The 22,931-nt window shown below is 65.6% G+C and carries 22 protein-coding genes, 1 other RNA gene and 2 pseudogenes; 8 read left to right on the top strand and 17 right to left on the bottom strand.

Features of this window, described 5'->3' with window-relative positions:
• The first annotated feature begins 81 nt into the window (after positions 1-81).
• Positions 82-1,311: an amidohydrolase family protein gene (locus MKCMC460_RS08990; protein ID WP_236981563.1), complete on the top strand. Its 1,230-nt coding sequence runs from the start codon at positions 82-84 to the stop codon at positions 1,309-1,311.
• On the top strand, positions 1,308-2,030 hold the full coding sequence (locus MKCMC460_RS08985; protein WP_238305578.1) for a M15 family metallopeptidase: 723 nt from the start codon (positions 1,308-1,310) through the stop codon (positions 2,028-2,030). Before MKCMC460_RS08990 ends, MKCMC460_RS08985 begins: the two co-directional genes overlap by 4 nt.
• Positions 2,031-2,041: 11 nt before the next feature.
• On the opposite strand, the gene MKCMC460_RS08980 is transcribed toward MKCMC460_RS08985, so the two are convergent.
• From MKCMC460_RS08980 to MKCMC460_RS08960, 7 genes and pseudogenes are all read right to left on the bottom strand, one after another.
• Positions 2,042-3,556: a serine hydrolase gene (locus tag MKCMC460_RS08980; RefSeq protein ID WP_236981562.1), complete on the bottom strand. Its 1,515-nt coding sequence runs from the start codon at positions 3,554-3,556 to the stop codon at positions 2,042-2,044.
• Positions 3,549-4,451 carry an N-acetylmuramic acid 6-phosphate etherase gene (murQ, locus tag MKCMC460_RS31720; protein ID WP_370653155.1) on the bottom strand — a complete coding sequence of 301 codons (903 nt, stop codon included), beginning with the start codon at positions 4,449-4,451 and terminating at the stop codon, positions 3,549-3,551. Before murQ ends, MKCMC460_RS08980 begins: the two co-directional genes overlap by 8 nt.
• A 108-nt stretch (positions 4,452-4,559) precedes the next feature.
• Positions 4,560-5,258: pseudogene (locus MKCMC460_RS31715) on the bottom strand (N-acetylglucosamine kinase); the annotation flags it as partial.
• A 31-nt stretch (positions 5,259-5,289) separates the two neighbouring features.
• Positions 5,290-6,315: an alpha/beta hydrolase fold domain-containing protein gene (locus MKCMC460_RS08970; protein WP_370653153.1), complete on the bottom strand. Its 1,026-nt coding sequence runs from the start codon at positions 6,313-6,315 to the stop codon at positions 5,290-5,292.
• 108 nt (positions 6,316-6,423) lie between these two features.
• Positions 6,424-6,675, bottom strand: a pseudogene (locus MKCMC460_RS31710) (PE family protein); the annotation flags it as partial.
• 220 nt (positions 6,676-6,895) lie between these two features.
• The gene (locus MKCMC460_RS08965) at positions 6,896-7,138 is read right to left on the bottom strand and encodes a hypothetical protein (RefSeq protein ID WP_236981560.1); all 243 of its coding nucleotides are present in this window, start codon (positions 7,136-7,138) and stop codon (positions 6,896-6,898) included.
• Positions 7,139-7,155: 17 nt separating this feature from the next.
• A complete protein-coding gene (locus MKCMC460_RS08960; protein ID WP_236981559.1) occupies positions 7,156-7,455 on the bottom strand; it encodes a DUF732 domain-containing protein in 300 nt (99 codons plus the stop codon).
• A gap of 244 nt (positions 7,456-7,699) precedes the next feature.
• On the opposite strand from MKCMC460_RS08960, the gene MKCMC460_RS08955 reads away from it, so the two are divergent.
• The gene (locus MKCMC460_RS08955; protein WP_236981558.1) at positions 7,700-8,587 is read left to right on the top strand and encodes a universal stress protein; all 888 of its coding nucleotides are present in this window, start codon (positions 7,700-7,702) and stop codon (positions 8,585-8,587) included.
• Positions 8,588-8,654: 67 nt separating this feature from the next.
• Complete coding sequence (locus MKCMC460_RS08950; protein WP_236981557.1) at positions 8,655-9,101, top strand: PE family protein; 447 nt, start codon at positions 8,655-8,657, stop codon at positions 9,099-9,101.
• 23 nt (positions 9,102-9,124) lie between these two features.
• On the opposite strand, the gene MKCMC460_RS08945 is transcribed toward MKCMC460_RS08950, so the two are convergent.
• The gene (locus MKCMC460_RS08945; RefSeq protein ID WP_238305572.1) at positions 9,125-9,595 is read right to left on the bottom strand and encodes a CHAP domain-containing protein; all 471 of its coding nucleotides are present in this window, start codon (positions 9,593-9,595) and stop codon (positions 9,125-9,127) included.
• Positions 9,596-9,793: 198 nt separating this feature from the next.
• Positions 9,794-11,845: a M13 family metallopeptidase gene (locus MKCMC460_RS08940; protein WP_238305570.1), complete on the bottom strand. Its 2,052-nt coding sequence runs from the start codon at positions 11,843-11,845 to the stop codon at positions 9,794-9,796.
• 161 nt (positions 11,846-12,006) lie between these two features.
• On the opposite strand from MKCMC460_RS08940, the gene MKCMC460_RS08935 reads away from it, so the two are divergent.
• The 4 genes from MKCMC460_RS08935 (at position 12,007) to MKCMC460_RS08920 (ending at position 15,502) form a co-directional block, all read left to right on the top strand.
• Positions 12,007-12,261, top strand: a complete 255-nt coding sequence (locus MKCMC460_RS08935) for a type II toxin-antitoxin system Phd/YefM family antitoxin (protein WP_236981554.1) — start codon at positions 12,007-12,009, stop codon at positions 12,259-12,261.
• Positions 12,197-12,631 (top strand): type II toxin-antitoxin system VapC family toxin, encoded by a 435-nt coding sequence (locus tag MKCMC460_RS08930; protein WP_236981553.1) that lies wholly within the window; start codon positions 12,197-12,199, stop codon positions 12,629-12,631. Before MKCMC460_RS08935 ends, MKCMC460_RS08930 begins: the two co-directional genes overlap by 65 nt.
• A 996-nt stretch (positions 12,632-13,627) precedes the next feature.
• Positions 13,628-14,152 carry a hypothetical protein gene (locus MKCMC460_RS08925; RefSeq protein ID WP_236981552.1) on the top strand — a complete coding sequence of 175 codons (525 nt, stop codon included), beginning with the start codon at positions 13,628-13,630 and terminating at the stop codon, positions 14,150-14,152.
• A 30-nt stretch (positions 14,153-14,182) separates the two neighbouring features.
• Complete coding sequence (locus MKCMC460_RS08920; RefSeq protein ID WP_236981551.1) at positions 14,183-15,502, top strand: hypothetical protein; 1,320 nt, start codon at positions 14,183-14,185, stop codon at positions 15,500-15,502.
• Positions 15,503-15,944: 442 nt separating this feature from the next.
• On the opposite strand, the gene MKCMC460_RS08915 is transcribed toward MKCMC460_RS08920, so the two are convergent.
• The 8 genes from MKCMC460_RS08915 to ftsE form a co-directional block, all read right to left on the bottom strand.
• Positions 15,945-16,514, bottom strand: a complete 570-nt coding sequence (locus MKCMC460_RS08915; RefSeq protein WP_236981550.1) for a hypothetical protein — start codon at positions 16,512-16,514, stop codon at positions 15,945-15,947.
• Between the two features lie 310 nt (positions 16,515-16,824).
• Positions 16,825-17,862, bottom strand: a complete 1,038-nt coding sequence (locus MKCMC460_RS08905; protein WP_238305566.1) for an ISL3 family transposase — start codon at positions 17,860-17,862, stop codon at positions 16,825-16,827.
• Between the two features lie 430 nt (positions 17,863-18,292).
• Positions 18,293-18,660: a transfer-messenger RNA gene (ssrA, locus tag MKCMC460_RS08900) on the bottom strand.
• A gap of 159 nt (positions 18,661-18,819) precedes the next feature.
• Positions 18,820-19,782 (bottom strand): ferritin-like domain-containing protein, encoded by a 963-nt coding sequence (locus MKCMC460_RS08895; RefSeq protein ID WP_238305564.1) that lies wholly within the window; start codon positions 19,780-19,782, stop codon positions 18,820-18,822.
• A gap of 158 nt (positions 19,783-19,940) precedes the next feature.
• Positions 19,941-20,786, bottom strand: coding sequence for a maleylpyruvate isomerase family mycothiol-dependent enzyme (locus MKCMC460_RS08890; protein WP_236981549.1), 846 nt, complete (start codon positions 20,784-20,786; stop codon positions 19,941-19,943).
• A gap of 30 nt (positions 20,787-20,816) precedes the next feature.
• Positions 20,817-21,317, bottom strand: a complete 501-nt coding sequence (gene smpB / locus MKCMC460_RS08885) for an SsrA-binding protein SmpB (protein WP_236981548.1) — start codon at positions 21,315-21,317, stop codon at positions 20,817-20,819.
• A 2-nt stretch (positions 21,318-21,319) separates the two neighbouring features.
• The gene (gene ftsX / locus MKCMC460_RS08880) at positions 21,320-22,216 is read right to left on the bottom strand and encodes a permease-like cell division protein FtsX (RefSeq protein ID WP_236981547.1); all 897 of its coding nucleotides are present in this window, start codon (positions 22,214-22,216) and stop codon (positions 21,320-21,322) included.
• On the bottom strand, positions 22,217-22,909 hold the full coding sequence (gene ftsE / locus MKCMC460_RS08875; RefSeq protein ID WP_236983902.1) for a cell division ATP-binding protein FtsE: 693 nt from the start codon (positions 22,907-22,909) through the stop codon (positions 22,217-22,219).
• Positions 22,910-22,931 lie beyond the last annotated feature (22 nt).

Genomic DNA, 22,931 nt, shown 5'->3' with positions numbered 1-22,931 from the left:
CCACCCGGAGTGGTAACCTCATTACCGGAGCGGCGTCCAGCCATTACCGCTCCGCGCCATCAAGACCGCCAGGAGACAGCCATGCCGTCACGCCACCTTCCCTACCCGGTGTTCGACGCCGACAACCACTTCTACGAGCCCAAGGAAGCGCTGACCCAGTTCCTGCCGGACCACCGCAAAGGTGTGATCGACTACATCGACGTCCGGGGCCGCACCAAGATCATGGTTCGCAACGTGGTCAGCGACTACATCCCCAACCCGACGTTCGAGGTGGTCGCCCGGCCCGGCGCCCAGGAGGAGTACTTCCGGCACGGCAGCGGCGGCAAGAGCTTCCGCGAGGTGATGGGCAAGCCGATGAAGGCCATTCCGGCGTTCCGCGATCCCGCGGCCCGTCTCGAGGTCCTCGACAGCCTCGGCCTGGACTACACGCTGATGTTCCCTACGCTGGCCTCGCTGGTCGAGGAACGCCTCAAGGACGATCCCGAACTGATTCTGGACATCATCCACGGGCTCAACCAGTGGATGTATGAGACCTGGCAGTTCAACTACGAGGACCGCATCTTCTCCACTCCGGTGATCAACCTGGCCATCGTCGACCGCGCCCTCGAGGAACTCGACTGGTGCCTGCAGCGCGGCGCCAAGACCATCCTGGTGCGGCCCGCGCCGGTGCCCGGCTTCCGCGGCACCCGCTCGCTCGGACTGCCGGAATTCGACCCGTTCTGGGATGCCTGCGTCAAGGCCGGGATCCCGGTGTCGATGCACGCTTCGGACAGCGGCTACTCCGAATACCTCAACGACTGGGAGCCCGGCGACGAGTTCAAACCGTTCAAGCCGACCGCGTTCCGGATGGTCGCGATGGGTAAGCGGCCCATCGAGGACACCATGGCCGCCCTGGTCTGCCACGGAGCCCTGACCCGCAACCCCGACCTGCGCGTGTTGTCGGTCGAGAACGGCGCTTCCTGGGTGCCCTATCTGTTGCACCAATTCGAGGGCGTCTACGCCAAGATTCCGCACGACTTCCTCGAGGACCCGATCCAGGCGTTCAAGCGCTGCGTGTACGTCGCCCCCTTCTGGGAGGACGACTTCAAGCAGATCGCCGACCTGTGCGGCATCGACCGCGTCATGTTCGGCTCGGACTGGCCGCACCCGGAGGGGCTGTCCGACCCGATCAGCCTGGTCGACGACCTGGAAAAGCACGGCCTGGACGAAGAAGGCGTCCGGAAAGTGATGGGCGGCAACATGATCGACCTGTTCAAGGTGCCCAACGAGATCGTCCACAAGCCGGACGTGCCCGAGCTCGTCCTGACTTGACCTGCATCGGGCAGCGGCGCGTTGCCCTGCCGGCGTGGCTGACGGTTGCGGCTGTGCTGCTGGTGCAGTGCGCCGCAGCGCCGCCGCATCCGTCCTCGCCGGCGACCACCGTCACCTCAACGAGCGTGCCGCCGAGCCCGTCAGCCAACGCAACGCCCGCTCCCGCAGCGGCGACCGGGCAGCCGATCACCGCCGCGGACCTCGGCACCACCTGGCGCCCGGAATGTCCGGTGCAACCCGAACAACTGCGCCGGGTCGACGTCGACTACCTGGGTTTCGACGGCCAGACCCACCGCGGCGGACTGATCGTGCATGAGGACCTGGTGGCCGACGTGGTCGCGATTTTCGGGCAGCTGCTGCGGCTGGGATATCCGGTCGAGAAGATCCGCACCGTCGACAACTATTCCGACGCCGACGACGAGCTGTCGATGGAGGACAACAACACCTCGGCGTTCAACTGCCGGCGCATCCCCGACAGCGGCGACTGGTCGCCCCACGCCTACGGGCGGGCCGTCGACATCAACCCCCTGATCAACCCGTGCCTGTACAGCAGCGGGTACTTCGAACCGCGCAACGCGGCGGTCTACCTGGACCGCAGCCGCACCGACCCGGGTCTCATCCACGGCGGCGACCCGGCCGAGCGCGCGTTCACCGATCGCGGCTGGCAGTGGGGCGGGTACTGGCGGACGCCCGACTACCAGCACTTCGAACGGACCTGATTCGACGCCCGTTAGCGCAGTCCCAGCGCCCGGGCCGTCGCGGTCGCCACCTCACCGCGCAGATCCGACATCGGTGGACTGCCTCGGGTGTGGATCGAGTTGGCGAACAGCACGATGTACGTGTTCGAAGCCGGGTCGATCCAGATCGAGGTGCCGGTGAAGCCGGTGTGTCCGAAGCTGCCGATCGGGAATATCAGGCCGCGAGTCCCGGACAGGGGCGTGTCGATGTCCCAGCCGAAGCCCCGCAGGTTCTGCCCTGGAATCGCCGGATAGCGCGGCGCCAGTAGCGGATCCCTGGCATTCGGCCGCTTAGCGACCGCCTCCCGGGTGGCGGCGTTGGCCGCGTCGAGTTGCGTGGGAGAGTGTCCGGGCTGCTGCGGGCTGGTCATCAACTCCAGGGACGCTTGCGTCAACGGAAACGTGCTCGGCCGGCCGGCCAGCCGGTCGAGTAAGGCTTGCGCGAAGACGCCGACGTCGTGTGCCGTCGAGAACACCCCGGCATGCCCGGCCACCCCACCCATCCGCCGCGCCGTCATGTCGTGCACGGTGCCCCACAACAGGTGGTCGAGGTCGGGATTCTTGCCCGGATCGGCTCGGCTCTCTTCGTCCCGCGCGGTCGGTGCGATGCGCGGCAGCAGCTCAGTGCTCCAGGAATCCGCGGGACAGTCGACCGTCGAGCCGGTAGCCGGCGCGGGGGCCCAGCCGATGGCCGCGCCGCGAACCGTGTGCGGGCCGCAGGCTTTGGCCACCGGCAGATAGCGGGTCTCGTCCATCCCGAGCGGCGCGAACACGTGCTGATGGACGTAGACGTCTTCGGGCTCGCCGCCCAGCTTCTCCACCAGCGCCCCGAGCAGGATGAAGTTGATGTCGGAGTAGCGGAAACCGGTACCGGGCTCGGACTCCAGCGGGGTGGTCAGCGCGCGGTGCAAGCCTTCGGCTTTGTCGGGGTGCTCCAGTCCCCACGGATCTTTGAGTTCGACGTCGCCCGTCTCGCCCGAGGTGTGCGTGAGCAGCATGCGAATCGTCACCTTCGCCCGCCGCGGATCGTTCGCCGGGTTGAAGTCGGGCAGATACTGCTGCACCGGGTCGTCGAACGCGACGGCGCCCTGTTCGTAGAACTGCATGACCGCCGTCGCGGTGGCGAGAATCTTCGTCAACGACGCCAGGTCGAAGATGGTGTCCTCGGTCATCGGGTCCGCGGGTGCCGGCGAACCGTCCAGCCCGGGCTCGCTGGCCAGTCTGCGTACGCCGTAAGCGTGATGGAAGGCGATCTCCCCGCCGTGCCCGACCAGCAACACCGCTCCCGGCAGCTTCTCCGCCTTGATCGCGTCGTCGATCAGCTTGGAGACCGGCTGGAACGCGGGCGGGGTGGGCGCCTGGGCCGGCTCGGGCGGCTTGGCCGCCGGTGCGCTGCTCAAGGTCGGTGCCCGCGGCGGCGCGGGGGTGGCTGCTGCCGGATGTGCCGGCTTGTCGTGCGAGCACGCCGCGACGAGGGCAATCAGGACGGTCGCGATGGCCTTACGCATCGGGCTCACCCGCCACCGCGTCGCGCACCCGCCCCCGCGCCCGGTCCAGCCGCGCGGCGGCCTCGGCCGGGTCGGTGCCGGTCAGCAGCGCGACGATCGCGGTCTTGGCGTGCCCGTCGGCGGCGGCCAGCGCGGCAGCAGCTGCTTCCTCGTCGACCCCGGCGGCATCCCGGACGATGCGCACCATGCGGCGGCGCAGCTTCGCGTTGGTGGCGCGCACGTCGACCATCCGTGGGCCGTATGCCTTGCCGAGCACGATCATCACGGCCGTCGAGAGCGTGTTGAGCACCACCTTCTGGGCCGTCCCCGCAGTGAGCCGGGTGGACCCGGCCAGCACCTCCGGTCCGGTCAACAACTCGATGGTGATGTCGGCGACGGCCTCGCTGTGCGCGTTGTTGACGATCGCGACGGTCAGCGCGCCCGTCTTGCGGGCGTGGTCGAGCGCGCCGAGCACATACGGTGTGCGGCCCGACGCGGTGATTCCGACCACGGCGTCGGCCGCGGCCAGGCCGGCGAGATCAGCCGGATCGAAGAAGTCTTCGGCGCCGTCGATCGCCTGGGTCAGCGCCGCCGGGCCGCCGGCGATCACGCCACGCACCAGGTCGGTGTCGAAGGTCGGCCCGCATTCGGCCGCGTCGAGCACGCCGAGGCGCCCGGGCGTGCCGGCGCCGGCGTAGATCAGCCGGCCGCCAGCTTCGAGCCGTTCGGCGATTCGCTCGGCTGCCGCCGTGATCTGCGGAAGTGCGGCCGCAATCGCGGCGTGCGCCTGCCCTTCCGCGGCGACCAGCAGTGCGACGACGTCGGCGACCGGCCGGGCGTCGAGGTCGTCCAGGTCGGGGCGGGCGGCCTCGGTCGCCAGCGTGTCGAGCCGGTTCCCGGCGTGTTGCGCGTGCAACCGGATCACGTGCGGTTCGTGGATCGAGCTCAGCCGCAGCGTTCCGTCCAGCGCGTTGCCGGTAGCCGGGATCAGGTCGAGCCCGCTGCGCAGCGCCGGTACTCCGGCCAGGCCGCCGACCATCGCCACCGGCCCGTCGCCGGCCGCGCGGGCGGTCGCGGCGAGCTTCGCGGCGGCTTTCTCGACGATCCCCGCTGCGACCGGGTCCTGATCCGCGGCGAGCACGTCGGGCGCGAACGACGCGAGCGTCGCAGCACCGGTGAGTTGCGCCGGCCAGGTGGGGGGCGGCCCGAACCGGGCGACGGCGGCATCGGTCAGCACGGTGCGGGGGCCACGACCGTCGAGGGCGCGCAGTGCGGCACGCAGCCCCGCCGAGCCGATCCATGCGCCGCCGCCCTCGTCCCCCAGCCAGGGACCCCAGCCGTCGGTGGTGCGCAGTTCGCCGTCGGCGTCGACCGCCAGCGCCACCACTCCGGTACCGACGATGAGCACGGTGCCCGGCTTTCCGTCCAGAGCTCCGGCGTGGGCGATGACGGCATCGCTGGTCACCGAAACCCGCTGCGGGCGTAACGAAGTCAGCAGCGACTCGCCGAGTGCCCGGGTTGCGTCGGGCGCCGTCAGCGCCCCGGCCGCGCCGACGATGAGCTCGTCGATCGGCCCGAACTGCCGCGCGACGTTGAGGATGGCAGCTTCGGCCGCCGGTACCCCGCCGGGAAATGCGAGTCCCGGCGCGCCCGGACCGTCGACCCGGCGGCCGGCGCAGGCGGCCCGGCAGGCAGTCTTGCCCAGGTCGATGGAAAGAATCACCTGACCATTGTCTGCCGCGCGGGGCCCGGGATCAGGCCGCGATACCGAGTTCCTGGTTGATCTGCGACCAGTACTGCGGGCCGTCCAGGGTGAGAATCAGCCAGTCGTGGATTTGGCCGTTGGCCAGCACGAAGCTCATATTGGTCACGTGCTGGTCGGCTGCAAGCTGCTTCAGCAAGATTGCGTCGGGCGACAAGATGTCCAGGTTGCCGGTGTAGACCGTGGTCGGCGGCAGGCCGGTCAGGTTGCCGTACAGCGGGCTCACCTGGGGGTTGGTGATGGATAGGCCGCCCGCCCACTGTTTACCGAACTGCTGGGCAAGTCCCACCGGCAGCAGCGGATCCTGAACGAAGCCGATATTCGGATTCGTCATACCCAGGTCCAGCCACGGCGACAGCAAAACCATGGACGACGGCAGGGCGGTATTGGTCATGTTGTGCGCCATGTATTCGACGGCCGCCAGGGCGAGGTTGCCGCCCGCGGAGTCGCCGATCACGCTGACGTGCGGGGTGCCGTGCAACTGGGTTTGCGACGCGATGAAGTTGGCCATCATGGGAACCACCAGGCCGGCGGTGCCGCCCTGCTGCAGCAACGGATAGATCGGCACCTCGATGGTCGCCCCGGTTGAATACGCCATCACCGAGTAGTGAATCCAGTGCAGGAAAGAGGGCGGGAATATGAATGCGCCGCCGTGGATGGCGACCACGTAATCCCCGGTCGGGTGCGCCGGCGAGATCTGCACGATGCTCATCCCGTTGGACGTGGAATACGAGACCGTCTCGCCGAGCAGCAGATTCAACAATGGCGGCGGGGAGTTGCCGATGAACCACGAAAGCGGCGGGATGTCGCTGGCCAGCAGCTGCAATACCGGGTTGCCCGGCGTCGCGATATAGGTTTCGAGCCCGGACAAATTCAACAACGGCTTCACCGGGTACAGCAGAGCCTCTTCGAACCGGGTGATCAGCGACGGTGTGCCGGTGAAACCCCCGGGTTGCCCGGCCGGGACGGGCGGTGCGGCGGGCGCACCGAAGATGGTTGTGAAGATCTCGTTGCCCACCCGGGCGAATCCGTTGAACAGCGCCGCAGGGGCAGCGGCAACGTCCTGCTGGAGAACCGCGAAGACGTCCTCGATCGCCGCCAGGGGTGCGGCGCCGGCCGCCTCCGCGGCGGCGTATGCCCCACTGGCGTTGGTCAGCGCCTGCACGAACTGCTGATGGAAGGCGGCGGCTTGCGCGCTGAGGGCCTGATATCCCTGGCCGTGGGCGGAGAACAGCGCCGCGATCGCCGCGGAAACCTCGTCCTCGGCAGCGGCCAGCACCGTGGTCGTGGCACCCGCTACATCCCGGTTGGCGGTCGCAACCACCGAAGCTATCGAGGTCGCGTCCGCTGCCGCCGCGGACATCGTCTCGGTTACCACGAAAACATATGACACCGCGCCGCTCCCACCCTTTGTTGCGCTCGAGAAGCGACAGCTGCAGCGCCTCAACGAAACGCGTCGTGCATACCCGAACGAAAATCTATCGTCAGCGTCGCGGCGCCGTCAGCAGATTGGCAGAATCCCGTTCGCTTTCCGCAGCCGGGAACGCCGCGACTCGTCCCCGGTCGCTACATCCGGAGTGGATATCTCGGCGCTAGGTTCAGTTGCCGGGACGGGGCAGAGCTTGCAGCGCAGCCAGGGCGTCCTGCATCTGCGCATTCATCTCGTCGTCGCCGACTGCCGGTGCGCCGGCGTATGGACGCACACAGGCGGCAGGATCGGCGCAGCCGGCGCCGCCGAACGGGTTCGGCTCAGGGTTCGGCGCGGGATCGGCTGACGCGGCTGCCGCCAATCCCACCGCAATCCCGACCGCGACAACGCCGCTGACCACGAACTTTTTCATCGGAAACTTCTCCTCGATCACGTGATGGGAACGGTCGACGTCTGGCTGGGAACCATCTCGGGAGCGAAGACCACGACCGCGGTTGCGACGAACCACATGGACTGCTCCGTGCTGAGGTTGGTGTTCAGGTAGACCTTGCGCGCCTCCGCGGCCGGTGACACGCCGTGACGGATGTCGTAGGCGACGACGTGTCCACCCATCGCCAGGTCGCAGCCGGTCGCCCCGGGAGCCGGAGAGATGCCCCGCTCCGACAACAAAGCCACGAAAGCGGCCTCGTCGGCACTCAGGCTGCAATTCGCCGCAGCTTCAGGTGCCATGAGCACCGCGTGGACCGAGATTGACACCGCAACCAAAAATGTGGCAGCCAGCAGCGAAAGCGCTCGACCGGCCCGGAATCCTAAGGTGGCCATCACGGCTGAACCCCCGGCGCTAGACCCAACTGTGCAACAGACGGCAAGATTACCGACGGGATGCTGCAGCAACTAGTGTCCAAAGTCCCTGGATCCGGAGCCGACTATGCACCCGCGGCGCCGGCGATGCGCCGATCAGAAATGAGCTGACATGGTGCAGCCGTCACGTCGTGCGGTTGTGGTAGGCGTCGACGGTTCGCCAGACGCGCTGGCCGCCGTCCGCTGGGCGGCAAACGACGCCGCGCTGCGCAACAGCCCCCTGACCTTGGTCCATGTCGTCAACGCCCCGCTGACCTGGGCGCAGCTTCCCGCGCCCGCCGGTCTGCGGCGCTGGCAGGACAAGCGGGCGCACGATTTCATCGACACGGCGATCGCAGTCGCCGAACAGCGCTCTGGTGAGCTGCGGATCGACACCAAGGTGGTCTGTGCGGCCACCGTGCCGACGCTGGTCGAGCTCTCCAAGGGCGCGGAGATGGTCGTGGTGGGCTACCGAGGACACGGCGGCGTGCTGGTCCGCAACTTCCTCGGCTCGGTGAGTTCTGGGCTGGTCTATCACGCGCATTGTCCGGTCGCGGTGGTACACGACGGGGAACCGATGGTCGCCGATCCCGCCCGGGCGCCGGTGCTGGTGGGCATCGACGGCTCCTCGGCGTCCGAAACGGCAACCGCGATTGCATTCGACGAAGCATCGCGACGAGGTGTCGGTTTGGTAGCCCTGCACGCGTGGACGGATCTGCGCGTGTCCGACTTCAAAGAGGTGTTCTCCAACGTCAACTGGGACGCCAAGCTATCCGAAGAGGAGGAGACGCTCGCCGAGCGGCTGGCGGGCTGGCAGGAACGGTATCCCGAGGTGGACGTCCGCCGCAGGATCGAGATCGGCGACCCGGCGAGTCCGCTGATCGAGGCAGCCAAACGGGCGCAACTAGTCGTGGTCGGCAGCCACGGTCGGGGCGGGTTCGCGGGCATGCTGTTGGGCTCGGTCGGGGCGGCAGTCGTCGACAGGGCCAGGGTTCCGGTGATCGTCGCCCGTCCGGCCTAGCGATCCGGTCCTACAGATTCAGCAAATACGCTGCCACGGTGGCACCCAGGTGGATAGCATCGCGAAGATGCAGGTCATCCCAGAGAACCTGATCACCACGGCACGCGATCTCGCCGCCATCGGGTCCGACGTGAAATTCGCCCAGATCTCGGCGGCCGCGCCGACAACCAACATCGCCACCGCCGCCGCCGACGAAGTCTCGGCGGCGATCGCCACCGTATTCGCCTCACATGGCGAGGACTTCCAAAAGCTGGTCGGACAGGCAACCGCTTTCCACGACCAGTTCGTCCAAACGCTGACCGCGGGCGCCAACACCTACGCGAACGCCGAGGCCGCCAACGTGGCAGCGCTGTCGGCGGCCGCGCTGCCCGCCGAGGACAACGGCTGGGTCACGCTGGTGCAGTTGGGTGCCCTGGTCCTGTCGCCGTTCATCGTCATCGCGCTGTTGGGCACCCTGTCCACTGCCCTGGCCACCTACTGGGCCGTGCAGTTCTTGAGCGCCGCCTTCGGCTGACCGGCCGCTCACGGGATCGGCGCTCACGGGATCAGGATGTAGCGCACCCCCGGGATGTCGCGGACCGTGCGGGTGTCGAATACGTGGAACCCGGAGCCCCGGTAGCCGTTGGCCGCCGTGGCGCCTACCCCGGAATTCATTTCGGTGATCGTGACGCCCGCGCCGTCGAACGCCTCGACCCAGGCAACGTGTCCGACGCCGCCCACGATCGCGCGGCTGTAGACGGCGATCGACCGGGGCGCCGGCTCGTCCACCACAGTCCAGCCCGCCCGCTGAGCCTGCGCGGCCCAGTCTTCGGCATTACCGGTAAGCGCGGCGATGTAATAGCCGGTGTGCAGCCGAATCTGCTCCTGGGCGCCCCAGGTGCAATAGCCCTCGTAGGCGCCGCTGAAGGGGTTGTGGTCGGTGGTGGCGCCTTTGGTCCGGTCGGTGGCGGTGTCCGCTTCGGAGGGGGCGATCGCGATGACGGCGGCCAGTGAGATCGCGCTGCTCACCGCGACGGTCGTTCTGCAGGCCGCCTTGAATCTCTTGGTTTTCGTCAACTTCGGCGCTCCCTGACCGCGGCGGCATGAAACCGTACGTTCGGGTTATCGCCTGGCGCCGTGAATTCGTTTCAGGTTGCGCTAAGTCGTTCCAGGGTGCGCTAAGTCGTTCCAGGGTGCGCTAAGTCGTTCCAGGGCGCGCTAAGTGGGTCACCAGACCCGGACGCGGTCCTCGGGCTTGAGGTACAGAGCGTCGCCGGGCTGGACGTTGAACGCCGCGTACCACTCGTCCATGTTGCGGACGATTCCGTTGACCCGGAACTTCGCGGGGCTGTGCACGTCCGACAGCAGTTGGTTTCGTTCGCTCTCCGGACGGCAGATCTCCCGCCAGCTCGCCGCGAAGGCCAGGAAGAACCGCTGGTCACCGGTGAGGCCGTCGATCTTCGGGGCCTCCTTGCCGCCGAGTGACAGCTTGTAGGCGTCGTAGGCGATGCGCAGCCCGGCCAGGTCGGCGGTGTTCTCCCCGAGCGTGACCGCCCCGTTGATGTGGTTGCCCGGCAGCGGCTCGTACCCGTTGAACTGCGCGACGAGCTTGTTCGACTCCCGCACGTAGCGTTCGGCGTCGGCGGGGGTCCACCAGTCGCGCTGCATGCCGGTGCCGTCGCTCTTGCGACCCTGGTCGTCGAACGCGTGGCTCATCTCGTGCCCGATGGTGGCGCCGATGGCCCCGTAGTTCGCCGCGGGATCAGCGGCGGGATCGAAGTTGGGCGGCTGCAGGATCGCCGCGGGGAACACGATGTCGTTGAGCCGCGGCGAGTAGTAGGCGTTGTTGGTCTGCGGCGTCATGTCCCATTCGGTGCGGTCGATGGGCTTGGGCAGCTTACTGACGTCGTCGTTCCACGACCACACCGCGAGGGCGTTGTCGTTGCCGATCAGGTCGGCCGCGCTGATCTTGACCGACGCGTAAAACTTCCAGTGGTCGGGATAGCCGATCTTGGCGACCAGGGCGGCGAGCTTGGCCTGGGCTTCCTTCTTGGTTTCCGGCGCCATCCACGACGCGGCGTCGATGCGCTGGCTGTATGCCTTGCGCAGATTCTCCACCAGCGCCCGCGCCTTGTCGCGAGTCTGCTGACTGAAGTGCGCGCCGACGTAGAGTTCGCCGACCGGGTCACCGAGTCCGTTGCTCACCCGGGTGACTCCACGCTCGACGCGTGGGGCGCGTTCCTCCGCGCCGCCCATCGTTCGTCCGTAGAAGTCGAACAGCTCGTCGGCGAACGGTGTCGACAGGTCGCCGCCGTAGGCGTCGAGAACCTGGTAGCGCATGTAGGCCTGCCACGAGTCCAGCGGCTCGGTGGCGAAAAGCTGTGCGGTCTGCCGCAATACGTCGGGCATGCCGACCCGGAAATCGATGTTCGCCGGCAGTTTCAGGGCCTCGAACATGTCGTGCAGGGGCGCGCCCTGGCCGAGCTGCTCGACGTCGGCGCGCGGCATGATGTTGTTCGTCTTGTCGACGTTGCGCGCATCCTCGCGGGGCAGCTGCACTTGGGCCAGCTTGGTTTCCAGCGCCAGCAGCCGTTCGGCCTGCTGTTGGGAATCGGTGTAGCCGGCCAGGCCGAGCAGCCGCGCGACGTGAGCGACGAATTTGTTGCGCAGCTCGACCGACTCCGGGTCGGTATTCACGTAGTAGCCGCGGTCGCCGAGCGACAGGCCGCCCTGCCAGATATTGGGCAGGTAGCGGGTCGGGTTGTTCGGGTCGATGTCCACCGACACCGGGAACGGGTCGTCCACCCGGGTCTTGCCGTTGAACGACACCAGCACCCCGTTGAGCGCGACCCGGTCGTTGACGGCGTCGATCGACGCCAGCAGCGGCCGCACCGGCTCGACGCCGTTCTTGTTCAGCGTCGCCTCGTCCATGTAGGACGCGAACAGATCGCCGATCTGTTGGGCGATGTCGCCGGCGGGTGCGTGTTTGGCGGCGGCGCCCTCGACGATGGCCCGCAGGTCGGCGTTGAGCTGGTTCTGGATGTCGAGATTGACGCCCGCGCACACTTTGTCGGCGGGGATCTTCGCGTTCTTCACCCAGGAGCCGACGGCATAGGCGAAGAAGTCGTTGCCGGGCCGCACCGAGGTGTCCATCTGGGTCATGTCCACGCCCCAGCTGCCGACCTTGGGTTTGGGCGGCTGTTCGGTCTTGTGGCTGCAGCCGACGAACACCAGAGCGGCAGCCAATGGCACTGCCGCCGTACGTACGAACACGCGCACCGCAGACCCCTCCCTCGTCAGGCCAACGAAGCTTAGCTGTGCGTGACCGACGTGCGCGAGCGGCGGGATACGCGGGAGAGTCTCCGATGGCGCCGAAGTCACCTCGATCGGCATCCTGCGCCGACTAGACCAGACTTAGTCTATTTGCCTACGATCGATCGGTGACGGTGAACGTGAATATCCACGAGGCGAAGACACATCTCTCTCGCCTACTCGAGCGGGTGGCCGCCGGCGAGCGCGTCGTCATCTCGAAGGCCGGCAAGCCGGTGGCGGATCTGGTACCGCATCAAGCGGTCGATGTGGCGTTCGGCGGCTTGCGCGGCCAGCTCGCCTACGACGACTCCTGCTTCGATGTGGACCCTGATATTCAGGAGATGTTCTACGGCCCTGATCACCGCCGCGATGCTGCTTCTTGACAGCCAGGCGCTGCTGTGGCTGCTCGATGACAACCCGCGGCTTGGACCGGAGGCACGGAGGGCGATCGCTTCGGCGCAAGGTGTGCATGTATCCGCGGCCACTGTGTGGGAATTGACCATCAAGGCGATGCTCGGCAAGATCTCTGTCCCGGCGGAGTTGTCCGCAGCCCTGACAGGTCAAGGTCTGGTGTTGCTAAACATCACAGCCGAGCACGCCGAAGCAATCCGCGACTATCCGGAGTTGGCCCGGCACGACCCGTTCGATCGGCTCCTCGTCGCCCAAGCCGAGCGGACCGGATTGCGCCTGCTCACTGCCGACAGCGTGCTGCTCGGTCTTCGCCGGGAGTTCATCCTGGACGCCACAAGATAAGGTGCGCGATCTTCCGCGGCGTGCGGTGTTCCGGCCAACCTGGTGATCGTCGATTCCATCTCGCGCTTCAGCGAGTCCGCCAAAGCCACTAACTTCTGCCCGGTGACGAAGCCGGACACAACGGTCCTCCATCGCTGCCACTCACCGTGTACCGGTCCACACCGGAGGTCGCGTCGCTGTACCCGATGAGCAGGATAAACAGCGTCACCAATAGAACACCCAACACGCCAAGTGTCGCAAGAACTTTCAGCCACCACCGGTGTGCTCCGATAAGGACTAGCACTAACGCAGCAACTAGGCAGAACATGTTGGGGACAACAAGCCCGACGGTCGCCCACCCCGGCGCGGTGAGGTTTGGTGTAGGCGGCCAGGGCGTGGCGCAGTGATTGCTCTCCAGCTGATGCACCCAGGCGTCAACTCGCCGTGCACCCACATATAGCGCCACCAATGAACCGGCAAGCAGTGTCGCGGCAGCGACGAACCACCACCGAGCCCGTTTCGCAACAGCGAAATTGCTCATTGCGCTACCGGCGGGTGAACGACGACCACGGTCTGAGGATCTTGTTGCTGGAGCCTGATTGGTCTGTTGTTAGCATGTGCAGGTCAGAGTGGTGGAGCTGCCGGGAATCGAACCCGTTTTGACCTGCTGGCCAGAGGGTTGGAAACGCGCTGACCAGGCATTTGAGGTTCACCGGGGTTCACCGGAATGCACCCGATTTATGTGTAACTGTGCCCAAAGTGTGCCCACGGATGCGCCCATGGCGCGGTGTCGACGCTGCCTTCAAATCAACCTCGCAGCACACGGTGGACAGCCTAGCCACGGCGGTGTTGATTTCGTCCCCACAACCATCGCGAAGCAAGCTGCGGACGTTGCTGGCGGGTGCGACGCAAGCCCAGCCGTCCGACCACGGACCGAGCTAAATAGGCGGACTGAAGGCCCGACAACGCGGCGTGGCGGTCAACCAGGCTGTCGGCCCGGGTCGATAGCGTCATACAGTGCAGTCGAGCGCTTGGATCGTGCCCGTATCGGTGGCAATCATCGCCGCAGCGGCGACTCTTATTGCCGCCTTCATTGGATACACGAAAGATCGGCGCGATCAACGCGCGCAGATTCTTCAGGATCTCGACATCGCGGAGAAGCTACCAGAAGGTTCGCGTGCGAAAGAAGTTCTCGTAACGTACGCCGACAACCGCGCGTTGCTGCTCCCGACCGAAAGTTTCGTGCGCTACATCGCGTTTGATGAGTTGTCCGACTTCGCAATATTCGCTGGAGTCATTGCGTTGACAGCACTCACGGCACCTAACTCCGGCGCATTCTGGCGCTACTCGATCGCCATAATGGTCGTGATTATAATAGTGGCACTTCGATGGCGAACGTATCGTCGTCGCGTCAACAATCTGACCCAACAGTATCTACGAGAGCAAAATTTACCCGCTGACATGTTCGAGTCGGTTTCTGCGCTCGTATGGAGAAGCTATCGGCCCTGGAAAATATGGTCATGTTTCAGGCGTAAGCGATAAAGCGAGCCAACCGTCGGAGGCGGCCGAGTAATGCCATCATCAGTTTGGGACAAAGTAGACGCGTCTGTAGCGCAGGCGACGGAGGGTAACCCCTTCGCGCCTCCTTGGAAAACAGGATTGTCCGACGGAAAATGGCGGCGCATGGCCCGCCTAGGCGACTTCGCCGGGTTGGCCATCTGGGTTCTAGGCTTTCTGAAGCTTTTTGTCTTTGATTTCGATGTCTATCTGGCCAATAAGTTGGGCAGCCCGTGGAGCTATCTGGTTCAATTTCGGTTCCTAGTAATCCTGCTTGTTGTTGCAATAATTCTTCTGGCGCACAAGAAGGCTCTATTTGTGGTGGCGTACGCCGCAGCTTTCCCCCTTATCGTCCTACTCTGGAAACTGCCTCGGTTTCTGATTTGGCTGAAAAGCTGGAACGTCATCTTAGCTTTGACAACCGTCGTTACATCGTTGTCGTCACATTTCCGCCGTAGGTTCTTCATCCGCGCTGTCGAATTCACCGTGGTGGTTGTCGCGATTGTGACTACGACGGGACCGATCGCCGCAGGTTGCGCGGTTCTGCTGTCAATCGCGTTGATCTACCACTACGCACAGACGATTGCAGCGGGAATCCGCGCATCCAAATTTGTGGGTTACCAGCAGAAAATTGTGCGCACCATGACCGGCAGAACCCGGTTTGAAAGTTTGCAGATCGACCCGGAACTCCGAAGTGATGAGGTCGAGCGTTTCAATTACGAGCAACTGCAGAAGTTTTCGAACAGCGTTTCGATGGGGCTTCTTACTGTCAAAGTGATGTCCTTCTACGCCTCACTTCTGCAGCAGTACCGGAGAAGTCACGCTCTTATATTTCTCAACGTTCTTTCGTACCTGTGGCTTCTCTTTCAGTCCATAGCGCTATTCACGCTAATAAACCGTTGTGTTTTCGTTGCTGCGCCAGAGCAGTATGCCGTGACAGGGTCGCCATCGATTATCCGGTTCCTGTTCTACTCCACGACTTCGCTCTACGGTAACACTGTTTCGCAGATCACCGCCGCCGGCGATATTGCACTTGCGATTGCCACAATTGCAGCTGTCTACGGACCGATTTTCATTCTGTCTTTGGGTGCACAAATCGTCATGACCTTTCGGCAGTCAAAGGACGACGCAGCATTCGGTAGTTTGATCACCCTCGTGCGGTCACGCGAACGGAGGTTGACTAATCGCCTGAAAGTCGAATACGAAATGACCCCGCAGGAGGCATATCGCAGGTTGCGAGACCTCGGTGTCGGGGCTGAGTTATTCCTTGCTTACCTGGCATCGAAAATTCCGGATGATATTGACCCCGGGGAAGAGGACGCAGATCAGCCCTAACGCCGCTTTCGAGCCCGTTTCCGGTCGATTCGCGCCTGTTTCCGGTAGTGCTTCGCCAGCGACTTGTACTCGGCACGGGCTACCTTGCGCGCACGCCCGTAGTCGAACGGCGTGCCTCGATGCAGCGCCATCCCGCCGTGATCGCGCAGCACCCGGCGCTCATGAGCGCGCCGAACCCGGCGACGTGCGGGCGCGGTACGGACCCGGCTGCCCCGACGCGCCTGGCTCGCGGCCACGGCCCCGACGGCCACGACCGTCCCGGCAGCAGCGCGGCGGCGGTTGCGCTTCGGGTGCGCCTCGGCTGACCCGCCAGCAGGCGCGGCCCCGGTCGAGGCGAACCGGCCCCGCCTGTCACGCGGCGGCGACCGGCGCGGCGCACCACGACGATGACCGCGCAACACCGCGTTACCGACGCGGCGTCGTCCAACCTGGCGGGCCATGACTACACCGCTCCCCAGATGCGCGCATAGGGTCGGACGCTGGTCATGAGGTCCACGTCGAGCCGTTCAAGTAACCGCATTTCGCCCACGTCGAGGTTGCCCGCGATGCCGAACGGCGCGTTTTTGCGGGCGTAGAGCCGGGACGCTTGAATTAGGGTGGCGAGCTTGACGGGTGCCGGGACTGCCGGCCAACCCCATTTCGCGGTGATTCGCAAGCCGTTTTCGCTCCCATTCGGGGTCACGGGTGCCCCCGAACCGATGACTAGGCTAGTCCAGACCGTGCCGTCGACCACGGCGTTGACCGGCGCAGGCAGATAACCCGCCACGGGCGTAAACAGCTTCCCCGCAACGGTTTCGACCACCAGGCCGTCCGTCGTGGCGAAGTCGTCGGTCGGAATGATCCACACACGGCGGTGCCGGTCGTAGTGGGCGGTGTAGTACCGGGCTTGCGGCTGATCAACACTGCCGAACTGGCGATCACACGCCCGATCTACCGACCGTGACGCTGTCTCGACGGTCAAGGTCAGTTCGGCAGTATCAGCGGCTACCGCTTCACCGATGTAGTGCGTCATTTCCTCGGGCGTGGCGTAGCTCGGTGCCGACGGCATCGGTTATTCGCCTGGCGGCGTCGTTGATGATTGCCAGCGGTGCCAACGTCAAGACGGTGCAGGCCCAGTTGGGCCACAAAACGGCGACGATGACGCTCGATCAATAGGGGCACCTGTTCCCTGACGATCTAGACGACGTGGCGACGAAGATGGACGACCTCGTAGGCGAACCGACGAAAAAGTGTGCCCAAAATGTGCCCACAAACGAAACAGGCCAGGACGAAAACATGCCCTGACCTGCCCGTATGTTGCATATTTAGTGGCTCTTCGTAATTCAGAGTGCATCGACCAGTGAGTGCAAGGCGCCACTGTGTAGCAGTGAGCGCCATCGGTAGTGGGGGAGATTTCGGAAGCCAAGGGCGTTGCGGCGCAGGGCTTCCAGGCGGCCGTTGATGGCCTCGGTGGGCCCGTTAGAGGCGCGGTGGTCGAAGAACGCCAGGATGTCGGCGCGGCGGCGGTGCAGGGTACGGCCGAGTTGGGCCAGTTCGGCGAGGATCGCGGGGACGCCGCGGCGTAACGAGTTGATGATCGCGGTCATCATGGTCTTGCCGCGGCGTCGGTCGGGGTGGCTGTAGGCGGCGATGATGCGCTGATAGACGCTCCAGGTCACCATGACCCCGAGATGATCGTCATCGGCGAACACCGCTTCCAATCGTGCCCGTTGCCGGGCGCTTAGCAACGGCACCCGGGTGCGCAGGGAGCGGCGTACTCCGTAGAGCGGATCGCCGGTGCGACCCCGGTGCCCGCAGGTCAGCTGCTGGATGCGTTGGCGGCACAGATCCAACTTCAGGCCCGCCAGCGCGACGACGTGGAACGGATCCATGACCGCGGTGGCGTCGGGCAGTTCCTCGGTGGCGGCGGTCTGTAGCCGCCGAAGCCGTCCATGGCGATGACCTCGACCTGCTCGCGAAACGCCGGCAGTCTGATCGGCCAGCCAAGCCTTCAGTGCTGCAGCGGAGCGCCCTTCGACAAGGTCAAGCAGCCGTGCTGGCCCGGTGCCGTCGCGGACCGGGGTGAGGTCGATGATCAACGTGACGAACCCTGCGGTGCCGCGTCGCCGTGGAGCCCAGCGGTGCTCATCGACCCCGATGACCCGCACACCGTCAAGCCGATCGGGTCCGGCCGCGGCGATCACAGCCGCAACGGTGCGCACGGCGATCGTGCTGACGGTATGCCAGGACACCCCGAGTTCGCCTGCGATCGCCGAAATGGTCGTGCGGTCGATCATTAACCGCCGCAATACATATCGGGCACACCGACGGGTCGTCGACGAGCGTGGGGCGGCAAGTTTGTCGAGGTTCTGGTTGAACACCGCCCGCCCGCACTGTGGTGTGAGACAACGGTAGCGCGGGATTGCGACCCTGAGCACCAGGAGGGCAGCCGGCCACCGGCAGATCGGTCAACGGCCGCACGACCGTGTCGCGATAGCGGCCGTCGTGGCCACAGTCCGGGCAGCGGGGATCACGGGCCACCGGCGTGCAAAAGATCGTGGTCTGCTTCTCGTCGACTGCGGCGTCAGTGATCGTCACCCCCAACTCGATGGTGCGCATGATCGTGCCGGCAACAACAGACGGCGAGCAGGCAGTAGCCTCAGGCACGGGCTCCCTCGGTGTGGTGGTTGTGGCAGGTGTAGGAACCCGAATCGTCACCCGCCGAGGGCCCACCTCAGCTCACCGACACGACAACATTCCCGGCAATCCGCCGATCACCGACGCACTCTCGTTCACGAAGAGCCTATTTAATGGTGGAGCTGCCGGGAATCGAACCCGGGTCCTACGGCATACCCTCAAGGCTTCTCCGTGCGCAGTTCGCTATGCCTCTACTCGGATCTCCTGGTCACGCGAACCAGCCAGGATGACGATCCCAGTCGCTGTTGGTGTCCCGATGAGTCCCGCGACCGAACTCATCGGTGGATCCCTCTAGCTGATGCCGGGGTCCGGGGCGAGGGCGTTCCCGGTCCGACAGACTAGCCGTCGCTTAGGCAGCGAGGGCGTAGTCGCGCTGATGTGACTCGGCGCTTAATTGGTTGCATCGACGCTTACGGTGGTCTCTTGCCTGCACCGGCACGCTTCCCTTGATTCGATGCGCGAAGTCGAAACCGTTCAGCCCCTTGTCTTTACTACTTCGAGCATCCCTACCGATTCTCGGCAGGACAATCTATGGTACGCCGCCATCAACCGGCAGCAACCTCATTTTGTTCCCGGGCACCGACAGCGCCCAACCGAGTGCCCCCAACCCGCCGGCTGGGGGCACTCGGTGGCAACAGCGGCTAACTGATGCCGACGACCTCCTGCGCAATCGCGGCAACCCTGGTCTGGCCCGCCGAGACGACGCGCTGACGGTTCTTGTGCGCCTCTTCGTAGGCGATGATCGCGCGCAGATCCCCCGGCTCGTCGAGCTCCTTCACCGCGGCCACGGCCTCGCTGACATTGAGGTCGTCGTAGTCGGCGACCGGCAGCTCCGCGGCATCCAACACGCCCGCCGCGGCCCGCCCGGAGTGCAGCACGTCGGCGGCCCGGTCGGCCCCTTCGCGGCGAGTCACCTTCTCGGCCGCCTCGAGGGCGGCGTCCCGGGATGCAGTGAGCGCCTTGGCGGCGATCTCGGTCGCGTTGCCGCTGCGCTCGACCAGCTCGTTGAACGCCGGGCCGGCGGAGCGCAGTGCGTCTAAGGCCCGGTCCAGCCCGCGAACCGACCAGTTGACCGGCAGGTTGACCAGCTTCACCGCGGTGCCCGCGGCTGCTTGCAGCGGGGTGCGGCGCAGCGCCGCGGGACCGCCCAGCGCGTCTTCGGCGAGCACCGTGGTGAGCCAGTCCACCGTCGCCGAGTGGGCGGTGATCAGGCGGTCTGCCAGGCTCTCGATGTCCTTCTGCTTGGCGGCCACGGCCAGGGCCTTGGCGTAGCGGGCCCGATCGAGCAGCTGATCCTCGAGCGCGAGGTCACCCAGCAGCGCCTCGTCGAACGGTTGCGCCTGCTCGGTGAGCGCCTTCACCGCGGCAGCCGCGCGGCCCAGGAAGGGTCCGATCACGTCCGGGAAGCCGCCGAGGTCGCGAATGGCGTTGCCGATCGCCACTGCGCGCTCGCGGGCGTTGGTGGCGTTCTGCTCCAGCTCGCGGCGGACGGCTTCGGTGCGGGCCTGCACAATGCGGGTTTCGGCGATCTGGATCTCGGTGTGGGTCAGGTCGAGCAGCGTTCGCAGTTGCGCGAGCAGCTTGGTCGTATCCGTGGCAGTCATTACCGTGGTGCCTCCTAGATTGACTTGGTGGGTGTCTGCGCCGAACGGCGCCCCTCTAGACCGGCTACCCAGGAATGCGCAAGATCAACACAGGCGGCGATCTTGTGACATGTATCGCATATGCGGCCGTCCACCGGCCACCGCACCGATTTGGCTTGTCAGATAACGTAATTCAGGTTTTCAACGATGCGTCGGGCCACTTCGGCGTCCCCGCCCAATTCGATGTTTTGGCTGCGTGCGGGGCACATCGGCCGTCCCCCGGCCAGCCGGGTGAACTGCAGTGCGTCCACCCGGATCGTCGCGGTCGGCTCGGCACCACCGAAGTCGTCGACCACCTGGGCGCGGCCGTCTACGCTGACCCGCACGGCGCGCGCCAACCGACCGGTCAGGTCGAACAACACCCGCGAACCCGCCGGGGCTTTACCCAGCTTGCCGACGACGAACCCCATTGACGCCGCCATCTCGTCGAGCGACAGTCGGGCGGCCGGTCCGACGAGTTCGTCGTCGGTAGGTGGCCGCTGCAATCCCACCCGGATGTCCTGCTCATGCATCCAGCAGTCGAACACCCGGATCCGCATGAACCGTCCGTAGCTGTCCGGCCCGGCCGGGGTGAACGACTGCGCGTTCCACTCGTCGTCAGACATCGCCTCGAGCACCCCGCGTCGTGCAGCGGTCACGTCCCGGAACCGCCGCAGCACCTCGGCACCCGGTTCTGCGCTCAGGTGACGCACCCAGCACTCGTTCATCACGCCGATGTCGTTGCGCACGTGGTCGAGCGCCTTGACGTCGATATCCGGTTCGGGCGCGGACACCCCGGACAGAAACGACTCCGTGCCGATGATGTGCGACACCACGGCCTTGACGTCCCAGCCGGCCAGCGCGCTCGGCGCCTGCCAGTCCGTCTCATCCAAACCGTCCAGCAGCGCATCCAGGTCGTCCCACACGGCGAAAAGTCCGTCGAGCACGTCGCGCTTGTCGAGCAGGGTCAGGGGGCGGTCGGCCATGTTCGGGATAGTAGGCCCCGCTGCGGCAGGTCAGGAACCCATCCCCTTGGCCCGCCGGCCCAGCTCCCGGACCACCTCGCGCTGGGCGTCGCGCTTGGCCATGTCCTGACGTTTGTCGTGCGCCTGCTTGCCTCGTCCCAGCGCCAATTCGACCTTGACCTTGCCCTCGGAGAAGTACATCGACAACGGCACCAGGGCGTAGTTGCCTTCGCGGATCTTGCCGATCAGCGTGTCGATCTGGCGGCGGTGCAGCAGCAGTTTGCGGTTGCGCCGCGGCTCGTGATTGGTCCAGCTGCCGTGCCGGTATTCCGGGATGTGCACGTTGCGCAGCCAGATCTCGCCGTCGTCGACCGTTGCGAACGCGTCGACCAGCGACGCATGCCCTTCGCGCAGGCTCTTGACCTCAGTGCCCTGCAAGGCCACACCGGCCTCGAACACCTCGAGGATCGCATAGTTGTGCCGGGCCTTGCGGTTGCTGGCAATGATCTGTCTGCCGTCTGCGCGTCGCTTGGACTGCGACTTGTTGGCCACCGCTACCGCCGTATGTAGACGCGCAGCGTGGTGTAGGCCGTCAGCCCGGACATCGCCACCCCGAGGGCGAGCAGGATCAGCGAGACCGGGAAGAAGATGTCGCCGTAGTCCACTCTGGCGATCAGGTGGGCGTTGTAGAACTCGCTCAGCGCATCTTCGAGGAACCAAGCGCGGACCGCGATCAGGCCCAGGATCGCGATCACCACCCCGATGGTGGCGGCGAACACCGCCTCCACCAGGAACGGCAGCTGGGTATACCAGCGGCTGGCGCCCACTAATCGCATGATGCCGATCTCGGTTCTTCGGGTATAGGCGGCGACCTGCACCATGTTCGCGATCAGCAGGATCGCTCCGATCGCCTGCACCAGCGCCACCGCGAACGCCGCGTTGCTCAAGCCGTCCAACACCGCGAACAACCGGTCGATCAGCTGTTTCTCGTTGAGGGTGCCGCGCACACCGGGTTGGCCCTCCATCGCGGCAGCGAACTCGGTGTGCTGGTCAGGGCTGGCGAGCTTGACGATGAACGAGGCCGGGAAGGAGTCCTTTCCGGCGTATTCCTTGAACTCGGGGAACTTCTTCATCGCCGAGGTATAGGCCGCCTCCTGGTTGACGAACCGCACCGCCTTGACGTCCTGGCGTCGCTCGATCTTGTCGCGCAGCGCCTTGCACACCGCCCCGCTGCAATCGGGGTCGTTAGCCGAGATGTCCTCGGTGAGGAACACCTGCGTCTCGACGCGGTCGAGATAGATGGCGCGGGACTTGTCGGCGAGCCGGACCATCAGCAGACCGCCGCCGAACAAGCCGATGGAGATCGCGGTGGTCAGGATCATCGCGATCGTCATCGTGACGTTGCGGCGAAGCCCCGTCAGGACCTCGTTGACCAGGAATCCGAAGCGCACTTAGCGATCCATCCCGTAGACGCCGCCCTGTTCGTCGCGGACCAGCCTGCCCAGCGACAACTCGACCACGCGCTGGCGCATCGCGTCCACGATGTTGTGGTCGTGGGTGGCCATCACGACGGTCGTCCCGCCGATACGGTTGATCTTCTCCAACAAATCCATGATGTCCTTACTGGTGTCCGGGTCCAGGTTGCCGGTGGGCTCGTCTGCCAGCAGGACCAGCGGCTTGTTGACGTACGCGCGGGCGATCGCCACCCGTTGCTGCTCGCCGCCGGACAGCTCGTGCGGCAACCGGTTGGCTTTGCCGGACAGGCCCACCGTTTCGAGCACTTCCGGCACCACCCGGTTGATCGTGTCGGCGCGTCTGCCGATGACTTCCAGCGCGAACGCGACGTTGTCGTAAACCGACTTCTGCTGCAGCAACCGGAAGTCCTGGAAGACGCAGCCCATCACCTGCCGCAGCTTGGGCACGTTGCGCCCGCGCAGCTTGTTGACGTGGAACTTCGATACCCGGATGTCCCCGGAGGTCGGTGTCTCGGCGGCCAGCAGCAGCCGCATGAACGTCGACTTGCCTGAACCCGACGGACCGATGAGGAAGACGAACTCACCCTTGTCGATCTTCACGTTGATGTCATCCAAGGCCGGGCGTGCCGACGATTTGTACTGCTTGGTGACATGTTCCAGGGCAATCATCACGGCACGCCAGTGTAGCGGG

It is taken from the genome of Mycobacterium sp. 20KCMC460 (assembly GCF_022179425.1).
GTDB classification, from domain to species: domain Bacteria; phylum Actinomycetota; class Actinomycetes; order Mycobacteriales; family Mycobacteriaceae; genus Mycobacterium; species Mycobacterium kiyosense.
This window is presented reverse-complemented; position numbering and strand designations above follow the sequence as displayed.

Bases quoted from the DNA above. Each gene is read 5' to 3' on its own strand.
- MKCMC460_RS08960 (WP_236981559.1), bottom strand. From the start codon at position 7,455: ATGGCACCTGAAGCTGCGGCGAATTGCAGCCTGAGTGCCGACGAGGCC.
- MKCMC460_RS08955 (WP_236981558.1), top strand. From the start codon at position 7,700: ATGGTGCAGCCGTCACGTCGTGCGGTTGTGGTAGGCGTCGACGGTTCG.
- MKCMC460_RS08950 (WP_236981557.1), top strand. From the start codon at position 8,655: ATGCAGGTCATCCCAGAGAACCTGATCACCACGGCACGCGATCTCGCC.
- MKCMC460_RS08915 (WP_236981550.1), bottom strand. From the start codon at position 16,514: ATGACGCACTACATCGGTGAAGCGGTAGCCGCTGATACTGCCGAACTG.
- MKCMC460_RS08930 (WP_236981553.1), top strand. From the start codon at position 12,197: ATGTGGACCCTGATATTCAGGAGATGTTCTACGGCCCTGATCACCGCC.
- MKCMC460_RS08990 (WP_236981563.1), top strand. From the start codon at position 82: ATGCCGTCACGCCACCTTCCCTACCCGGTGTTCGACGCCGACAACCAC.
- ftsE (WP_236983902.1), bottom strand. From the start codon at position 22,909: ATGATTGCCCTGGAACATGTCACCAAGCAGTACAAATCGTCGGCACGC.
- MKCMC460_RS08895 (WP_238305564.1), bottom strand. From the start codon at position 19,782: ATGACTGCCACGGATACGACCAAGCTGCTCGCGCAACTGCGAACGCTG.
- MKCMC460_RS08920 (WP_236981551.1), top strand. From the start codon at position 14,183: ATGCCATCATCAGTTTGGGACAAAGTAGACGCGTCTGTAGCGCAGGCG.
- MKCMC460_RS08980 (WP_236981562.1), bottom strand. From the start codon at position 3,556: ATGCGTAAGGCCATCGCGACCGTCCTGATTGCCCTCGTCGCGGCGTGC.
- MKCMC460_RS08965 (WP_236981560.1), bottom strand. From the start codon at position 7,138: ATGAAAAAGTTCGTGGTCAGCGGCGTTGTCGCGGTCGGGATTGCGGTG.
- MKCMC460_RS08890 (WP_236981549.1), bottom strand. From the start codon at position 20,786: ATGGCCGACCGCCCCCTGACCCTGCTCGACAAGCGCGACGTGCTCGAC.